14 protein-coding genes are annotated in these 14,293 nt (G+C 51.8%); all 14 read right to left on the reverse strand.

From position 1 onward, the window contains the following. Nucleotides 1-123: 123 nt before the first annotated feature. Nucleotides 124-573: a flagellar export protein FliJ gene (gene fliJ / locus ACMHXH_RS16215; RefSeq protein ID WP_101056067.1), complete on the reverse strand. Its 450-nt coding sequence runs from the start codon at nt 571-573 to the stop codon at nt 124-126. Nucleotides 574-697: 124 nt separating this feature from the next. Beyond that, entirely contained in the window at nt 698-2,038 is a 1,341-nt protein-coding gene (gene fliI, locus ACMHXH_RS16220) for a flagellar protein export ATPase FliI (RefSeq protein WP_413738324.1), read from the reverse strand. Next, nucleotides 2,007-2,981, reverse strand: coding sequence for a flagellar assembly protein FliH (fliH, locus tag ACMHXH_RS16225; protein ID WP_413738310.1), 975 nt, complete (start codon nt 2,979-2,981; stop codon nt 2,007-2,009). The genes fliI and fliH overlap by 32 nt, the downstream gene beginning before the upstream one ends. Nucleotides 2,982-2,994: 13 nt before the next feature. Then, the gene (fliG, locus tag ACMHXH_RS16230; RefSeq protein WP_025011061.1) at nt 2,995-4,038 is read right to left on the reverse strand and encodes a flagellar motor switch protein FliG; all 1,044 of its coding nucleotides are present in this window, start codon (nt 4,036-4,038) and stop codon (nt 2,995-2,997) included. Next, the gene (fliF, locus tag ACMHXH_RS16235) at nt 4,031-5,740 is read right to left on the reverse strand and encodes a flagellar basal-body MS-ring/collar protein FliF (protein WP_101056065.1); all 1,710 of its coding nucleotides are present in this window, start codon (nt 5,738-5,740) and stop codon (nt 4,031-4,033) included. Before fliF ends, fliG begins: the two co-directional genes overlap by 8 nt. A 41-nt stretch (nt 5,741-5,781) precedes the next feature. Then, a complete protein-coding gene (fliE, locus tag ACMHXH_RS16240) occupies nt 5,782-6,114 on the reverse strand; it encodes a flagellar hook-basal body complex protein FliE (RefSeq protein WP_144361909.1) in 333 nt (110 codons plus the stop codon). 178 nt (nt 6,115-6,292) lie between these two features. Further along, nucleotides 6,293-7,624, reverse strand: a complete 1,332-nt coding sequence (locus tag ACMHXH_RS16245; RefSeq protein ID WP_413738313.1) for a sigma-54-dependent transcriptional regulator — start codon at nt 7,622-7,624, stop codon at nt 6,293-6,295. Beyond that, complete coding sequence (locus ACMHXH_RS16250) at nt 7,621-8,685, reverse strand: sensor histidine kinase (protein WP_144361911.1); 1,065 nt, start codon at nt 8,683-8,685, stop codon at nt 7,621-7,623. The genes ACMHXH_RS16245 and ACMHXH_RS16250 overlap by 4 nt, the downstream gene beginning before the upstream one ends. Before the next feature lie 79 nt (nt 8,686-8,764). Continuing rightward, a complete protein-coding gene (locus tag ACMHXH_RS16255) occupies nt 8,765-10,195 on the reverse strand; it encodes a sigma-54 dependent transcriptional regulator (RefSeq protein WP_039035635.1) in 1,431 nt (476 codons plus the stop codon). 278 nt (nt 10,196-10,473) lie between these two features. Then, nucleotides 10,474-10,884 (reverse strand): flagellar export chaperone FliS, encoded by a 411-nt coding sequence (gene fliS, locus ACMHXH_RS16260; protein WP_413738315.1) that lies wholly within the window; start codon nt 10,882-10,884, stop codon nt 10,474-10,476. Between the two features lie 9 nt (nt 10,885-10,893). Then, on the reverse strand, nt 10,894-11,241 hold the full coding sequence (locus ACMHXH_RS16265; protein ID WP_413738317.1) for a hypothetical protein: 348 nt from the start codon (nt 11,239-11,241) through the stop codon (nt 10,894-10,896). Between the two features lie 18 nt (nt 11,242-11,259). Next, entirely contained in the window at nt 11,260-12,615 is a 1,356-nt protein-coding gene (gene fliD / locus ACMHXH_RS16270; RefSeq protein ID WP_413738319.1) for a flagellar filament capping protein FliD, read from the reverse strand. 30 nt (nt 12,616-12,645) lie between these two features. Continuing rightward, a complete protein-coding gene (locus ACMHXH_RS16275) occupies nt 12,646-13,053 on the reverse strand; it encodes a flagellar protein FlaG (RefSeq protein WP_257572928.1) in 408 nt (135 codons plus the stop codon). A gap of 229 nt (nt 13,054-13,282) precedes the next feature. After that, the coding region (locus ACMHXH_RS16280) for a flagellin (RefSeq protein ID WP_413738322.1) at nt 13,283-14,293 on the reverse strand (1,011 nt) is incomplete at its 5' end.

The raw sequence follows: 14,293 nt of genomic DNA on the forward strand, positions 1-14,293 counted from the left end.
CAATGATAAAGATAGGCCGAGTCAGAATTAATGTCTCTGTCTCAAACAAAGCAAAATTCACGCCAACAAAAAATATAGAATGAATTCTCAAGGAATTGTCCGGGAATAGATGTCGGAATGGGCTCAATGCTTGAGCTTACGACGGAAAAAATGCTGGGAAGCAAACTCATCGATCAGTTTCTGCTCCTGTTTGGCAGCTTTGGCTTCGGCCTGCAGAGCTTTTTTCTCCAGCAACATCTCCACCGCCTTACGCTTTTGCTGCTTCTCCAGCCAATGTTGCTGCCGATAGCCCCGCTGCTTATCCGCCTCGGCAACCACGGCGAGTTGTTGCCCTATGGCATCATCTACCTGACGCACAAATCGATGAAACTGCTGGTAATAGGAGGCGCCAATGCTCTGCCCCTGCTGGGCATCGAGTTGCTTCATATAGTCGAGACGGTATTCCTGCAGCGCCTGCAACTGAGACTTACGCCTCTGGCATTCCATTTGCGCGGCTTTAAGCTGCAGTGCCGCCTGCTCTTCGGCTTCGACCGCCAGTTTCAACACTGTGTGCAAAGGATCGGGTTTCGCCATCTGTATTACTATTCCTTAAAATTGCCTGCCTTGCGGGCCTTAACCCGACTCTCTCAATCAGGCTCTGGCTACCCTATTCTCAGCACTTTTTTGTCGAGCCCCAAAACCCATGCACAGAGTGATATTACACCTTACATTGGGCTGCAAGCTGCCCCAACATCTGCTGGCAATCGCTGAAACTGATGGCATCGCGCATCCCCTGCCGCAAAAAGGCGTTCATGGCGGGTTGCAGGCGTATGGCGTTATCGATACGCGGATCCGAGCCTTGGGAATAGGCACCGATGGAGATCAGATCCCGGTTTTGCTGGTAGAGCGAATAAACCTGCTTGACGCGCCGCATCGCTTCCAGGTGCCCCTCGCTGATCACCATAGGTGCCACCCGGCTGATGGAAGCTTCAATGTCTATCGCCGGATAATGCCCAGAGTCGGCCAAGGCCCGTGACAACACTATGTGACCGTCCAAAATGGCCCGCGAGGCATCGGCAATGGGATCTTGCTGATCGTCCCCTTCGGTAAGCACAGTATAGAAGGCAGTGATCGAGCCCTGCCCTTCACCGCCATTACCGGCGCGCTCCACCAAACGGGGCAACTTGGCAAATACCGAAGGCGGATACCCCTTGGTTGCCGGCGGCTCACCGACCGCCAGGGCGATTTCCCGCTGCGCCTGGGCGTAACGGGTCAGGCTATCCATCAACAGCAGAACATCATAGCCGAGATCGCGAAAATACTCGGCTATCCGAGTCGAGGTTTCGCAGGCGCGAAGGCGCATCAAGGGGGAGGTATCGGCCGGGGCGGCTATGACCACAGAGCGGGCCCGCCCCTCGGCGCCCAGGATCTCTTCGATAAACTCTTTCACCTCCCGGCCACGCTCCCCCACCAGGCCAACCACAATAATATCGGCCGTGGTGCCGCGGGTCATCATGCCAAGGAGCACACTCTTACCCACGCCGGAGCCGGCAAAGAGCCCCATACGTTGGCCCTTGCCCACGGTAAGCATGGCGTTGATGGCTCTGACGCCTACATCGAGCGGTTCGGTAATCGCCCGTCTGGCCAAGGGGTTGATTGCCGGGCTGTGGCGCGAGGCTTGTTCGTCGGTATGCAGGGCGCCCATACCATCGAGCGGCTGGCCGTTGCCGTCCAGCACCCGACCAAGAAGATTCAAACCAACACTGAGCCCGGTTTGCTCACCGAGCGGCATCACTTTGGCGCCGGGCAGCACGCCCCTGAGTTCTTCCACCGGCATCAAATACAGCAGCTCATCGTCAAAACCTATCACCTCGGCAATAAGCTTTCCCGCCATGGTATCTATGGCGCAGAGACTACCAACCGGCGCCCGGCAACCACTGGCTTCCAGCGTCAGGCCAACCACCCGCACCAACTGGCCGCTGGCAACCGCTTGAAACGGCGCCTGCTTTTCAGCCAAGTGTTTGAGTTCACTCAGCAGTTGGCTTCGGCGCTGCTGCATCATGAGTGTCTCCTTCGCTGGGCTGTTCGTCCTCTTGGCTTGCAGTCTCTGTCTTATCGTTTATCGCGGCAGTTTGTTCATCGGCAAGCGTTTGCTCCTGCTCGCTGTCCGGTATAGGCGGGCTTGGCCTATCGTCTATTGCGGCCTGCTGCTGGGCTGCCTTTTTCGCCAACATGGATTGTTCGGCTTCAAGATTGGCAAACACCCCTTCCAAACGGGTTTCCAGACGCATATCCACTTGCGAGCGTTGGCTATCCACCACACAATCGCCCCGGTTGAGGCCGGGATCGGCTTCCAGTGTCCAGCGGTTACGTGCCAGTTGTTCTTCACCGTAGAGCTCGCTGACCAAAGCCATATCTTCCGGATGCAAACGCAGATTCACTTTCTGCTCTTTGAGAGGCAGGGCATCTATCCCTTGCCTGAGCGCCGCCAGTATATGTTCCGGGTGGGTCTTCAGCTCATGGGCAATAAGATTGCGCGCCAAAGTGCCGACCAAGGTCAGCAAAGATTCTTCTATCTGGGTATCCAGCAGCGCCAGCGGCGCCTCGAACTGAGCGAGCAAGGCGTCGAAACGCTCTATCATGGCGGCGGCCTGTTGCAAGCCTTCTTCCCGGCCTTGCTCAAGCCCCTGGGCAAAACCTTCACTGTAGCCCTGTTCCAAGCCCTGAAGACGGCCTTCCTCCAGGCCTTTGGCCAGTCCTTGTTCCTTGCCTTCGGCAAAACCTTCCTGCTCGGCTTGCTCGCGGATAGATTCGATTTCAGCCAAAGTCGGTGGTGATACAGCCTCTTCGGCGGCCTTGGGCTCTATGCGTCCAGGCTTATAGCCAAACAGATTACTCGGCTTAAGCGGCATGGCGTCACCCACATCGGGCAACTGCCAATGAACAAACTCGTCCGCTTCATCCGGCGGCAAAATGTTGTGGGACACCTTTTTGTCAGTCATTCAAACTCGCCTGTCAGAGGAATTCTTCACTGCCGCCGCCACCGAGCATAATCTCTCCGGCATCGGACAAGCGACGGGCGATGGACAATATCTCTTTCTGGGCCACTTCCACTTCGCTGATACGAATTGGCCCCATGGCCTCGAGATCGTCACGCAGCAATTCGGCGGCACGTTTGGACATATTGCCGAGGATCTTTTCCTTCAATGGCTCGTCGGCGCCCTTGAGCGCCTTCATCAGTACATCCTGCTGCACTTCCCGCAGCAGCGTCTGAATACCACGGTCGTCGACATCGATGAGGTTTTCGAACACGAACATCAAGTCCTGGATCTGCTGCGCCATCTCTTCGTCGGACTCGCGCAGGGTTTCCATCAGTTGGCTCTCCACCCCGGTATCCAGGTAGTTCATAATGTTGGCAGCAGCCTTCAAGCCACCCATCTTGGCGGCCTGGGCGCCACCCTGACCGGCAAACTGTTTCTCCATGATGTCGTTAAGCTCCTGCAGTGCTGCAGGTTGCACCTCTTCAAGGTTGGCGATACGCATCATCAAATCGAGACGGGTGTTTTCCGGGAACTGGGCAAAGATTTCCGCCGCCTGATCCGGTTCAAGATAGGACAAAACAATGGTTTGGATCTGCGGGTGTTCGTTCTGGATGATAGTCGCCACCTGTCTGGCGTCCATCCACTTGAGCGAGTCGAGGCCTTTGGCGCCACTGCCCATGACAATCTGCTCGATAAGGTTACCGGCCTTGTCTTCACCCAGCGCGGTAGTCAGTGCCTTGCGCACAAACTCTTCGCTGTTAAAGCCTATGGAGGAGTATTTCTGGATATCATCCAGAAACAGCTTGTGAACCGCAACCACCTTCTCCTGGCCGAACTCCTGCATGGCCGCCATGGCCATACCCACCTTTTGAACCTGTTTGGGTTCCAAGTGTTTGAGAATAGAGGCCGCATCGGCTTCACTGAGACTCAGCAACAAAATGGCGGTCTTCTCAATCCCGTTGAGATTCTTGACGTCGAAGCCGCTCTCGGCTGGTTTATCCGCTTTTTTTTCAGGCATCTTCTTGCAACCAGTTCTTCACCACTTGGGTGGACAGTTCAGGTTCATTGGCCACCAGAGCACGTATGGCCTTAATCATATCATCATCTTTGTGCAGATCCGGTATCAGTATCGAACCGTCATCGGCATAGCTGTATTCACTTTCAGGGCGGTTGAGCATGCCCAGGGTGTCGGCAGCGTACTGATCTTCAATATCTGCCAGCTCATGCCCCAGCGCAGGTTCATCCGGCATATTCTGGCCATCGGGATAGATGAGGCGTTTGAGCATGGGACGCACCACGAACAGGATAAGCACCAAAATCACCAAGGCACCTATGCCGAGTTTCATCGCCCGCCAGAACCAGGGCTGCTCCCACAGAGGTGGCTCAGGCAAATCTTCAACCAGTTGATCCATAAAGGGCACAGTCACCACTTCTATCATGTCGCCCCTTTGGCTGTTGAAGCCAACGGCGCCTTCCAGCAAGCGACGGATATTGGCCATCTCTTCACCTGTGCGAGGCACTCTGGCGACCTGACCATTTTCACCGGCAGCACCTGCCTTGTAGTCGACCGCCACTGAGACACTGACCCGGCGTACCACACCTATCTGCTGACGGGTATGGCTGATGGTGGTATCCAGCTCAAAATTACGGGTCGCTTCCCTATGGCTGTTGCCTGAAGTAACACTGCTGCTTTCTGCGGCATCGGCAGCGTTTTCAGGAATATTGGACTCCATCGGCGGCTGATTGGAAAGGGCTCCGGGGATGCCGCCACTGCTGCCACCAACGCTGTTGTTTTCCACTGTCATTTCACTGCGAAGTGATGGCAGATCCGGGTTGAAACGCTTGGCTGTTTGCTCGACGGCGGTGAAGTCCATGCTGACATCCACCTGGGAAGTGAAATTTTCCGGGCCGAGGATCGGCATCAGAATCGAATCTATCTTGTTGCGGTATTCGTTTTCTTTTTGCTGCACCAGCTCAAGCTCGCGTCTGGCGCGGGCAGATACCCCATCCTGACTGCCTGAGTTCAGCAAGCGGCCGTTGGAGTCTGTCACAGTCACCCGGCTGGGATCCATGTCATGAACTGCAGAGGCAACAATATCTACTATTGCATCAACCTCTTCCTGGCCCAAACCGCCCCTGCGAGTACTGACCACCACTGTGGCACTGGGTTTGGCGCGATTGCGGGCGAATACATTTTCCTTTGGCAGCGCCAGGATCACCTTGGCACGGCTGACACTATTGAGCTCTTCAATCGCCCGCGCCAGATTCATCTCCTGACTCTGCTTCAGCCGGGCTTGTTCCATCCGCTGACTGACACCAAAGCCGGAATCCTGGCTCAGATAATCCTTGGCATCGGCGCTGGAATCTATACCGGCGCGGCTCAGCATCATCTTCACGTCCTGGTACTTGTCTTCAGGCACAGTAATCACATCGACTTCAATCTTGTACGGCACCCGGTTCTTATCCAGTACATCGAGAACCTGTACCATCTCCTGGGTATCCATCTTGCCCAGTGGCCGATATTCAGGCTCCTGAGCCCAAATCATCACAAATACCGCCAGTGCCAGACAGATAGCCAATGCCAGGATCATGGTGATCTGCCGCAGCATATCCACTCCCCCGAGGGAGCCCAATACACCCGACTTATTTTCCTGTTGGGCCCCATCCAGCGTAGTTCCAGCGGCGGAAACATTGGATCCTGCTACTAATTCTGTGCTCACTGTGCGTTCCTGTTATCCGGGATCTGTGATGCAAGCAGGCCTTAAACAGGCATGCTCATAATCTCTTTGTAGGCTTCAACCAGCTTGTTGCGCACCTGCACTGTGGCCTCGAAGGCAACGCTGGCTTTCTCGCGGGCAATAACAGTGTCAGACAGAGACACAGTGGTGTCGCCCATCTCCAGCCGGGTGGCCAGATTGGATGATGTGCTTTGCAACTCACTGACATTGCCTACGGCCTGGGCCAGTAATTGGCCGAAATCAGTTCCTGAGGTATTGCCCACCTGACGTACAGGCGAAGACTGAAATCCCGTTGGGGCAATTTCACCTTTAAGTGATTGCATTTCCTGCAATAAAGAATTGGCACCTATTTGCATCTTCTCACTCCTGTCGTCAGCGAATTGACGAAAAACCTGGGTTACCGGACTCTATGCAATTAGTTTGCCATAAGTGGAATAATCAAAATTGAGAGAGCTAAAGGCCCTGTATTCAAGCAGAGCCAGAGGAAAGACAAAAGGATTGGAAAGCGGCCTGACGGCCACTTTGGGAGATGACTCAGGCGGGCACCTCTATGCCCATCTCACGCATACGCGCCATCTTGTATCTGAGAGTGCGGGCACTGATCCCCAATTTCTCGGCTACCAGCTTGCGACTGCCCTGACACTGGGCCAGAGTCTCGAGAATAATCACATGCTCCTGAGCCTTGAGCTCATCACCGAGCGCCTCAGGCGTTTCCTGGGCTGTGGTATCTCGCAGCGCAACATCCTGCAAATCGATAATGATATCGCCGGCTTCTATCTGCCCTTGATTCAAGATCAGTGCACGCTGGATCACGTTATCCAGCTCACGGACATTCCCCGGCCAGCGGTGGGCCAACAAACGCCGCACGGCAGCATCGCTAAGAGCTGGAACCGGGTTAATTGCCGCATTTTCGGCATGGCGTGCCAACAGATGCTTGGCCAGCGGAATGATATCCGCCGGTCTTTGATTCAATGCCGGCCAGGCAAGCGGGAACACATTGATCCTGTAATAAAGATCTTCGCGAAACTCGCCCTTGGCCACCATCTCTTTCAGATCCCGGTTGGAAGTTGCCAGTACCCGGACATCGAGCTTAATGGTCTTGCGGCCCCCCAGGCGTTCAACCTCACGCTCCTGCAGCACCCGCAGCAGCTTGGCCTGCAAAGACAGCTCCATCTCGGAAATCTCATCGAGCAGCAGTGTGCCACCATGAGCTTGTTCAAACTTGCCGGGGCAAGCCTGATAAGCCCCGGTAAAGGCGCCTTTCTCGTAGCCAAACAAGGTGGCTTCCAGCATATTTTCCGGGATGGCAGCGCAGTTAATCGCCACAAAAGGCCCGTCAGGTCTTTGGCTGTGCTGATGAATGTAGCGAGCCAACACCTCTTTGCCCGAGCCGCTGGGGCCACTTATCATCACAGAGGCGTCAGAAGCGGCTACCCGCTGCGCCAATGCCAGCAAGGCCAAGCTCTTTTCATCAGCCACTACGGGGCTGCCACTAACCACCTTGGGGCGTAAATAACGACTCACCTGATTAAGCAGCACCTGAGGAGCAAACGGCTTGGCGAGATAATCTACCGCTCCCAACTTGATAGCACTGACGGCATTATCAATAGTGGCATAGGCCGTCATCAACAGGACTGGCAACTGCGGATGTTGCTGACGCAGATAATCCAGCAGCCCCATACCGCCGATACCCTCCATCTGTACATCGCTTATCACCATGTCAAAACGATTACCTTTCAAAGCCGTTATCGCTTCTTCGGCGCTGGCGACGTCAACACACTCGTAACAGGCCAGCAGCAAGGTATCGAGCAGCGCTTCCCGGAGTGCGGCGTCATCTTCCACCAAAAGAATTTTTGCTTCGCTCATACCGCCCCCCCTTGAGAAGCTGTCATCAGTGGGAAGCTCAGCGTAACGGTACAACCGGTGTCCAACTCACAGCTGAGATCCAATTTGCCGCCGTGGCTGCGCACGACTGACTGCACCACCGCCAGCCCAAGTCCTGTGCCCTGACGCTTGGTGGTAAAGAAAGGCTCCAACACCTGTTTTTGCATCTTGCTATCAAGCCCCTTGCCGTTATCTATCACATCAAGGCGCAGTGCCTGGTCACAGCTCAGGCGCAGAATGACGTTTGTGGCACCGGCTTCCAGGCTATTGATCACCAGATTATTGATGGCAGAGCTCAATCCATGAAGATTGACCTGCATCTCACGGTCACCTTCAAGTTGCAGACTCAATTCGGCGTTTTGCTTGGCGGCAATTGGCTCGCAGTTGGCCATCACTTTTTCCAGCACTGTCGAGAAAGGCACTCTGTCGCAGGCTTCCTCTTGCTTACCTTTGGCAATCAACAACATATCATTGACCTGCTGTTCCAACTCGGAAAGTCTGTCGAGCAGTTTGCCCTGAAAACGCTCTCTGGAGCCGGTATCCAGCCTTGGGCTGCCCAAATTAGCGGCATAAAGTAAAGCGGCAGAAAGCGGAGTGCGTATTTGGTGCGCCAGCGTGGCAACCATTTTTCCCAGAGCAGACAGGCGTTCAAGGTGGGAAAGATTTTGCTGCAATAGCCGGGTTTCAGTGAGATCGGTCAGCATAATCAGCTGCCCCTGCTCAGGTGTCAGCGGCGTAATAGCCAGCTTCACCCGGCGGCCATTTCGCAGGGAAACTTCATGACCATCGTCTTTTTGCGGCGCGAAGGCGCGATTGATAATAGTGAGCCAGCGCTGACCCACCAAAGGAACACCCAACAAAGATTCGGCAACCGGGTTGGCTTCGCTGACCAAGCCGTCACCATTGAGGATAACGACGCCCGAAGGCATGGCCTGCAGAATATGCTCCATACGATTGGACATATTGGCGGCTTCCCTTACCGGGATCCATTCGCGGCCATGATGAGAGATGGTTTCGAGCTGTGCCAGCGGGCTTGCGGACATATAAACCCCGTCAAAAATACGATGCTGACAGGGTTAATGCAGACTTTATGCCAACTTAAAAGTCAAAATTATCAGGATATTAATCTTTACTCATGCCATATTTACGCATTTTCTCCACCAGAGTGGTGCGGCGAATACCCAGCATTTCAGCCGCGCGGGCAACGACATTATCCTGCTGATCCAGTGCTTGGCGTATCATATCGATTTCCAACTCAGCCAAGAGATCCTTAAGATTGACTCCTTCAGGCGGCAGCTCACTGGGGAAACGGGTATCAGGCAGATCAACCGGTTCTTCGTCATTGAAGATAGATGCCAAAGCATCACGCTCAAGTTGTTCTTCGCTAACCTCAACCGAGTACTCGGGCACATCAATATGACGGTATTTAACCGGTAAGTCATTAACGTCAACCAGGCCACCCGGGTAGAGAATAGTTAACCTCTCAACCAGATTGGACAGTTCACGGACATTACCTGACCAGCCATGTTCCTTAAGCGAATCGATGGCACGCTGGGTAAAACGCACCCGGCCCTTGCCTTCATTGAACACCCGGCTGACCAACTCCTGCAATAATAGCGGGATATCATCCCGGCGCTCACTAAGGGGCGGCATTTCGATGGGAAATACATTGAGACGATAGAAGAGGTCTTCGCGGAACTCTCCTTCTTCAATCATGGTTTCCAGATTTCTGTGAGTCGCGGCAACTACCCGTACATCAGCGTTAATCGCCTTGTTGCCGCCCACACGTTCAAACACTCTCTCCTGCAACACCCGCAGCAACTTGACTTGCATCTGCAGCGGCATATCGCCGATTTCATCGAGGAACAAAGTGCCGCCTTCGGCCAGTTCAAAACGCCCCTTACGGGAGCTGATGGCGCCGGTAAAAGAACCTTTCTCATGACCAAACAGCTCACTTTCCAACAGTTCCGGTGGAATGGCGCCGCAATTGACCGGAATAAAAGGGCCATCACGACGCTCTGAAAGATAATGGATATTACGGGCAACCACTTCTTTGCCTGTACCAGAGGGCCCCAGCACCAACACAGTAGCATCAGAGCCGGCCACCTGGTTGATCAGATGGCGCACATTGGCGATACCTTCGCTACGGCCAACAAGACTGCGGAACAGTTTTGTCTGATTGGCACTGGTAGGTACCTGAGGCCGCTTGACCTGGCCAAAAACCTGACAGAAGTGCAACAACTCGGTTAACTGGGAATAGCTCAGGGGTTCATCAATCCGGCCGAGCAGATTCGAGGAGCTAATGCTACTCTGCCCAAGCAGCAACATAGGCTGCCATGGCAGTTTGAACATCAGAGATTGTAATGCATCACCCTCTACGCTATCTGCAACCAAAATCATGGCCCGACATCGAGTTTCCGGCGATTGCGCATCAATGGTATCGGGAGCCACGACTTCCACTTGCTCACCAATAAACTCTAAAACACAAGACAAGCGATTGGTACGCTCAGAGGGGGGTCCGACAAGTAAAATTCGTTGATCTGTATGCATCATTCAGTGGGCCGCTAAGCTTTGGCAATTATGGATTCGCATTAATTATTAGTGTTAGTTGCTCTGGAAAGTCTGGCAATGCTTTCTTCACATACTCAGCTAAATTTTTAGCAATGCTGAATATTGTATTATCGGCACGATATAAGCAAGCCTAGGATGGCTTTTCTGCCTACCCCTTCCAGATTTTAGTCTAAATTCAGGGTACAAACACCGATATCGTCAATTAAATGACGGGTGTCAAAAAGGCGCTTTAAGCGCCTTTGTTCAGAGTGAGCAATAACTCAGCGATTTTCTTCATGAGCCGTAAGGTGATGTTTATCGGCGGGGATAGCATCCCAGGCTTCTTTGATATCCCGCAGCACAGCCGCAACATCATCCAGAGCCTGCACATCATTGTTGAGATTCGCCTCTGTAATACGTCGCAGCATAAAGTCGTACAAATTGCTGAGGTTGGTAGCGATTTCACCACCGGCTTCCATTACCAAGCTTCCTCTTAACCCCTGGATAATACCAATAGCTTTACCCAAGAGGACGCCTTTTTGGGCAACATTATTTTGCTCCATCGCAGCTTTGGCCTGCACGATTCTTTCCAAAGCCCCGCTGAACATCATTTGAGTGATTTTATGAGGACTCGCCTCAGAAAGCTGGCTTTCCAGAGAAACTGTTCTATACGACTGCAGTGAACCTCTCATAGCTCGTTCCTACCTTTCAAAATCTAGGGTTCGATAAACATTCAGTTTGCGATCATTCCCCCGGAGCGTAATCAAAGTATCGGCATAGGCTTTCCTAACAACAGAAATCCGACGTTCTATGTCCAAAGTCAGTTGGTGTTGTTGTTCCAATGCATCTTGACTACTTTCCAGTGGTAATGTTACCAACTGTTCGATTAATTTTTGGCGCTCGAATACCAAATCATGCAAGACTCTAGCCAACTCTTCATGTTCTTCCAGTTGCTCCATCAAGCATTGCTCAAGTTGGTCTACTACCCCCACAAGCTTCTTGGACAAATTTGCCAACTCGTCCAACAGTATCTGCTGCTCCAAATTCAATTAACCTCCATAATAGAGTTACTTATCTTTGGATACCAATCCAGGGAGAGAATTCAAACGCTGGCTCAGCAAGGCTCCTTGAGAGTTGAGTTGACCAACCAATAAATCCATCGCATTGTATTGTTTAGTGAGTCTATCCTCATAAGCCTTCATTTTTAATTCCAGAGACTCGCGTTCATCTCCAATCCTGGCCAGACGATTATCCAGTGATTCATCACGACTATCGAGCAATCCGCCAGTTTGGACATAGGTATCACCAACGCTTTTCATTTTAGCCGCGAAACCATTCTCTTCATTGGTAAAAAAGTCTGTGACATTGGCTAAATCATTTTCCAGCACTTCTTTTAGACGATCTTCATCAAGTTCCAAGGAACCATCGCGGGTAGTCTTGATCCCCAGATTGGCCAATGCCATACCTTCACCGTAAGACGATGAGATAGCCCCCCTAAATTGCCCTTGTAAACTCCGGATAAGAGAGTCACCTTGAAATACGCCTGACTGCTTGGTCTTAGGATCATAACTCGACATCCCACGGGCCGTTTCCATCATGCTGTTATAGGCATCAACAAACTCTTTAATCGCCTTGGTTGCCCCAGCCCTGTCCGGCTCTATGGTCAGAGTTGTGCTTTTATCGGCATCCGCATCCTTGAGGTTTAATGTCACCCCCTGAATGGCATTCTCAACCTCATTGGAATTTGATGTCACCTTCAAGCCATCAACATACAATATGGCATCTTTAGCGGCTTGAACTTCCGTCATTGCAAAAGTATCTGCCAACGCAGTGCCAGTATCATCTGTAGCCGATAATTGAATCTGATTGTCTGTTCCGGTCTTATTGGAAGTCAGCACCATCTGGGGGCCAGCATCACTGTTGATAATAGTCGCCGTGACCCCTACATTATCCTCTGCGCTATTGATTTTTTTCACTATATCCTGCAGCGAATCATCACTATTGACCTCAATTGCAAAGCTTTCACCTGCAACATCAATGTCCAGCGAACCACTGCCAATAGGGGAGGTCACATCGGTTACATTGGCCGAACCCAGCTTTTGGCTCTGCGCCAACTGTTCAACCACCAAGTTGTAACTGCCGGCAACGGCATCCGGCGTCGCCTTGGCCGATAAATAATCGCTCTTGGATAAGTTGGAAGTAAAGCCGGTAAAGGTTTTGCTTTCAGACAAGGGTTTCAACTTATCCATAAACTCGGAAATACTGCTTTTCAACGCACCTATCGCCGAGATTTGAGTGTTAATCAACCCTTCTGTCTGATTGAGCCTAGCTTCCTTGGGGGCCTTCTCGGCATTAACCAAAGCAGAAACAATACCACTAATATCCAGCCCAGAACCTATGCCGGTCGCAGTTAAACCCGCCATGCTAACCTCCTAAATATTGTGACGTACCAGTTACGCCTCAGTCTTCATCAATACACCGGCAATTTCAGACATTTTCTCAGCCAAGGCCAAAGCCTCTTCGGAAGGAATTTGTCTTATCAGTTCACCCGAGTCCATATCCATCACACTGACAACTGGCATTCCTTGCATCTCATCGACCCTGAATTCCAACCCCTTACGCATCATGCTCATCATATCAGTCAGAGAATCTGTCAGCGCTATCAGGGTATCAGTATCTACTTCAGCCTCGACTGGCTTTGCGGACGCAACACCGGCTAGCTCTGTTGGATTCAAAGCAGCTTTCGTGCCAACTTCAGCCAACTTATCTGAGCTGCTATTCTGTTGTGCCCTGTCATATTTTTCAGTTACTGGCGTTGCAGCAACTGAAATTGCAGGAGCCATTTGTATTTCACCGCTCATAGGTTTCTCCCTACTCACTGTTACGGTTTGCCACAAACTTAACGACGCACTTTCATCCTTTGGACACCTGGCAACCGGTCACATCATAACCAGTACAACAAAAGCCATAAAGGACTAAAACATCATCCGATGACATTGCAAACCCATTATTCCCGGTACGTCAAATAAAAGGGAGGGCACTAAGCCCTCCCCCTCCTGATTATAACCTTTTATGCCTTAATCGCTTGGATTACAGCAGTGACAGAGCCACCTGAGGCAACTGGTTCGCCTGGGCCAGCATGGCAGAAGAAGTCTGAGACAAAATCTGCTGCTTGGTCATAGTGGCCGTTTCCTTGGCAAAGTCCACATCCTGAATCCGGCTACGGGCATCAGATACGTTGGTGCTAATGCTATTCAAGTTGTTGATAGTAAAGCTCATCCGGTTTTGCACCGCACCCAGGTCAGCACGTTGGTTATCAATCATTGCTATTGCACCATCAATTACATCTAACGCTGATTGCGCACCAGAAGCTGTCGCAATATCAATATCTTCAATCGTTGAAAGTGAAGATTGCACTGTCGCGGCTGAAGTAATTGCCGCAGCACCCGATAATTCAAAAGACGTATTCGCTGCAAAAGACAACACACCATTAGCATTTGCGGAACCAGCATCAGCCACTGTGTGCGCAGTACCCGCTTTACCATCAATGACCGCCGCAACATCAAAGCCATTATTGCCTGACACAATGGCAATATCTTTACCTTCTGCTTGAGTAACTTGAACTTTACCGTCAACAATCGCCGCAGATATGCCCTTGTCTGCTCCGTTGGTATTTATTTGGTCAACTAAATCGGCATCATCAGCCGCACCAGTAACAACAGCACCACCAATTGTCGCATTTAGACCTGCGCCTCCAGTGGTATAATCTAAATCACTTAACTCAATTGTGTTATACGCTTGCGCTTTTACTCCTGTAGTTGCGCTTACATCATTAAACTTCTTCGCAATCGTCGAAGCATCATCCGCTGCTACAATATCAATATCGGTTGTATTACCTGAATTATTATTGGTTAGAGTGATTTTTGTATCTGCATACACGGCTGTCCCATCATCAACAACACCTGCCGTTGTACCTACTGCAGGCGCTATCTTACTTGAACCGATAGCATCTGCTGACACATTACGTAAGCTCACTGAAATAGTCTCATTGGCATTCGCACCTACCTGAAATGCTTGACTACCATAACTACCATCCAACAG

This window comes from Shewanella sp. BJSY2023SW001, from assembly GCF_047314685.1.
Taxonomy (GTDB): domain Bacteria; phylum Pseudomonadota; class Gammaproteobacteria; order Enterobacterales; family Shewanellaceae; genus Shewanella; species Shewanella indica.

Bases quoted from the DNA above. Each gene is read 5' to 3' on its own strand.
- fliE (WP_144361909.1), bottom strand. From the start codon at position 6,114: ATGCAAATAGGTGCCAATTCTTTATTGCAGGAAATGCAATCACTTAAA.
- fliG (WP_025011061.1), bottom strand. From the start codon at position 4,038: ATGCCTGAAAAAAAAGCGGATAAACCAGCCGAGAGCGGCTTCGACGTC.
- fliH (WP_413738310.1), bottom strand. From the start codon at position 2,981: ATGACTGACAAAAAGGTGTCCCACAACATTTTGCCGCCGGATGAAGCG.
- ACMHXH_RS16245 (WP_413738313.1), bottom strand. From the start codon at position 7,624: ATGAGCGAAGCAAAAATTCTTTTGGTGGAAGATGACGCCGCACTCCGG.
- fliD (WP_413738319.1), bottom strand. From the start codon at position 12,615: ATGGCGGGTTTAACTGCGACCGGCATAGGTTCTGGGCTGGATATTAGT.
- fliI (WP_413738324.1), bottom strand. From the start codon at position 2,038: ATGCAGCAGCGCCGAAGCCAACTGCTGAGTGAACTCAAACACTTGGCT.
- ACMHXH_RS16275 (WP_257572928.1), bottom strand. From the start codon at position 13,053: ATGAGCGGTGAAATACAAATGGCTCCTGCAATTTCAGTTGCTGCAACG.
- fliJ (WP_101056067.1), bottom strand. From the start codon at position 573: ATGGCGAAACCCGATCCTTTGCACACAGTGTTGAAACTGGCGGTCGAA.
- ACMHXH_RS16250 (WP_144361911.1), bottom strand. From the start codon at position 8,685: ATGTCCGCAAGCCCGCTGGCACAGCTCGAAACCATCTCTCATCATGGC.
- ACMHXH_RS16255 (WP_039035635.1), bottom strand. From the start codon at position 10,195: ATGATGCATACAGATCAACGAATTTTACTTGTCGGACCCCCCTCTGAG.
- fliS (WP_413738315.1), bottom strand. From the start codon at position 10,884: ATGAGAGGTTCACTGCAGTCGTATAGAACAGTTTCTCTGGAAAGCCAG.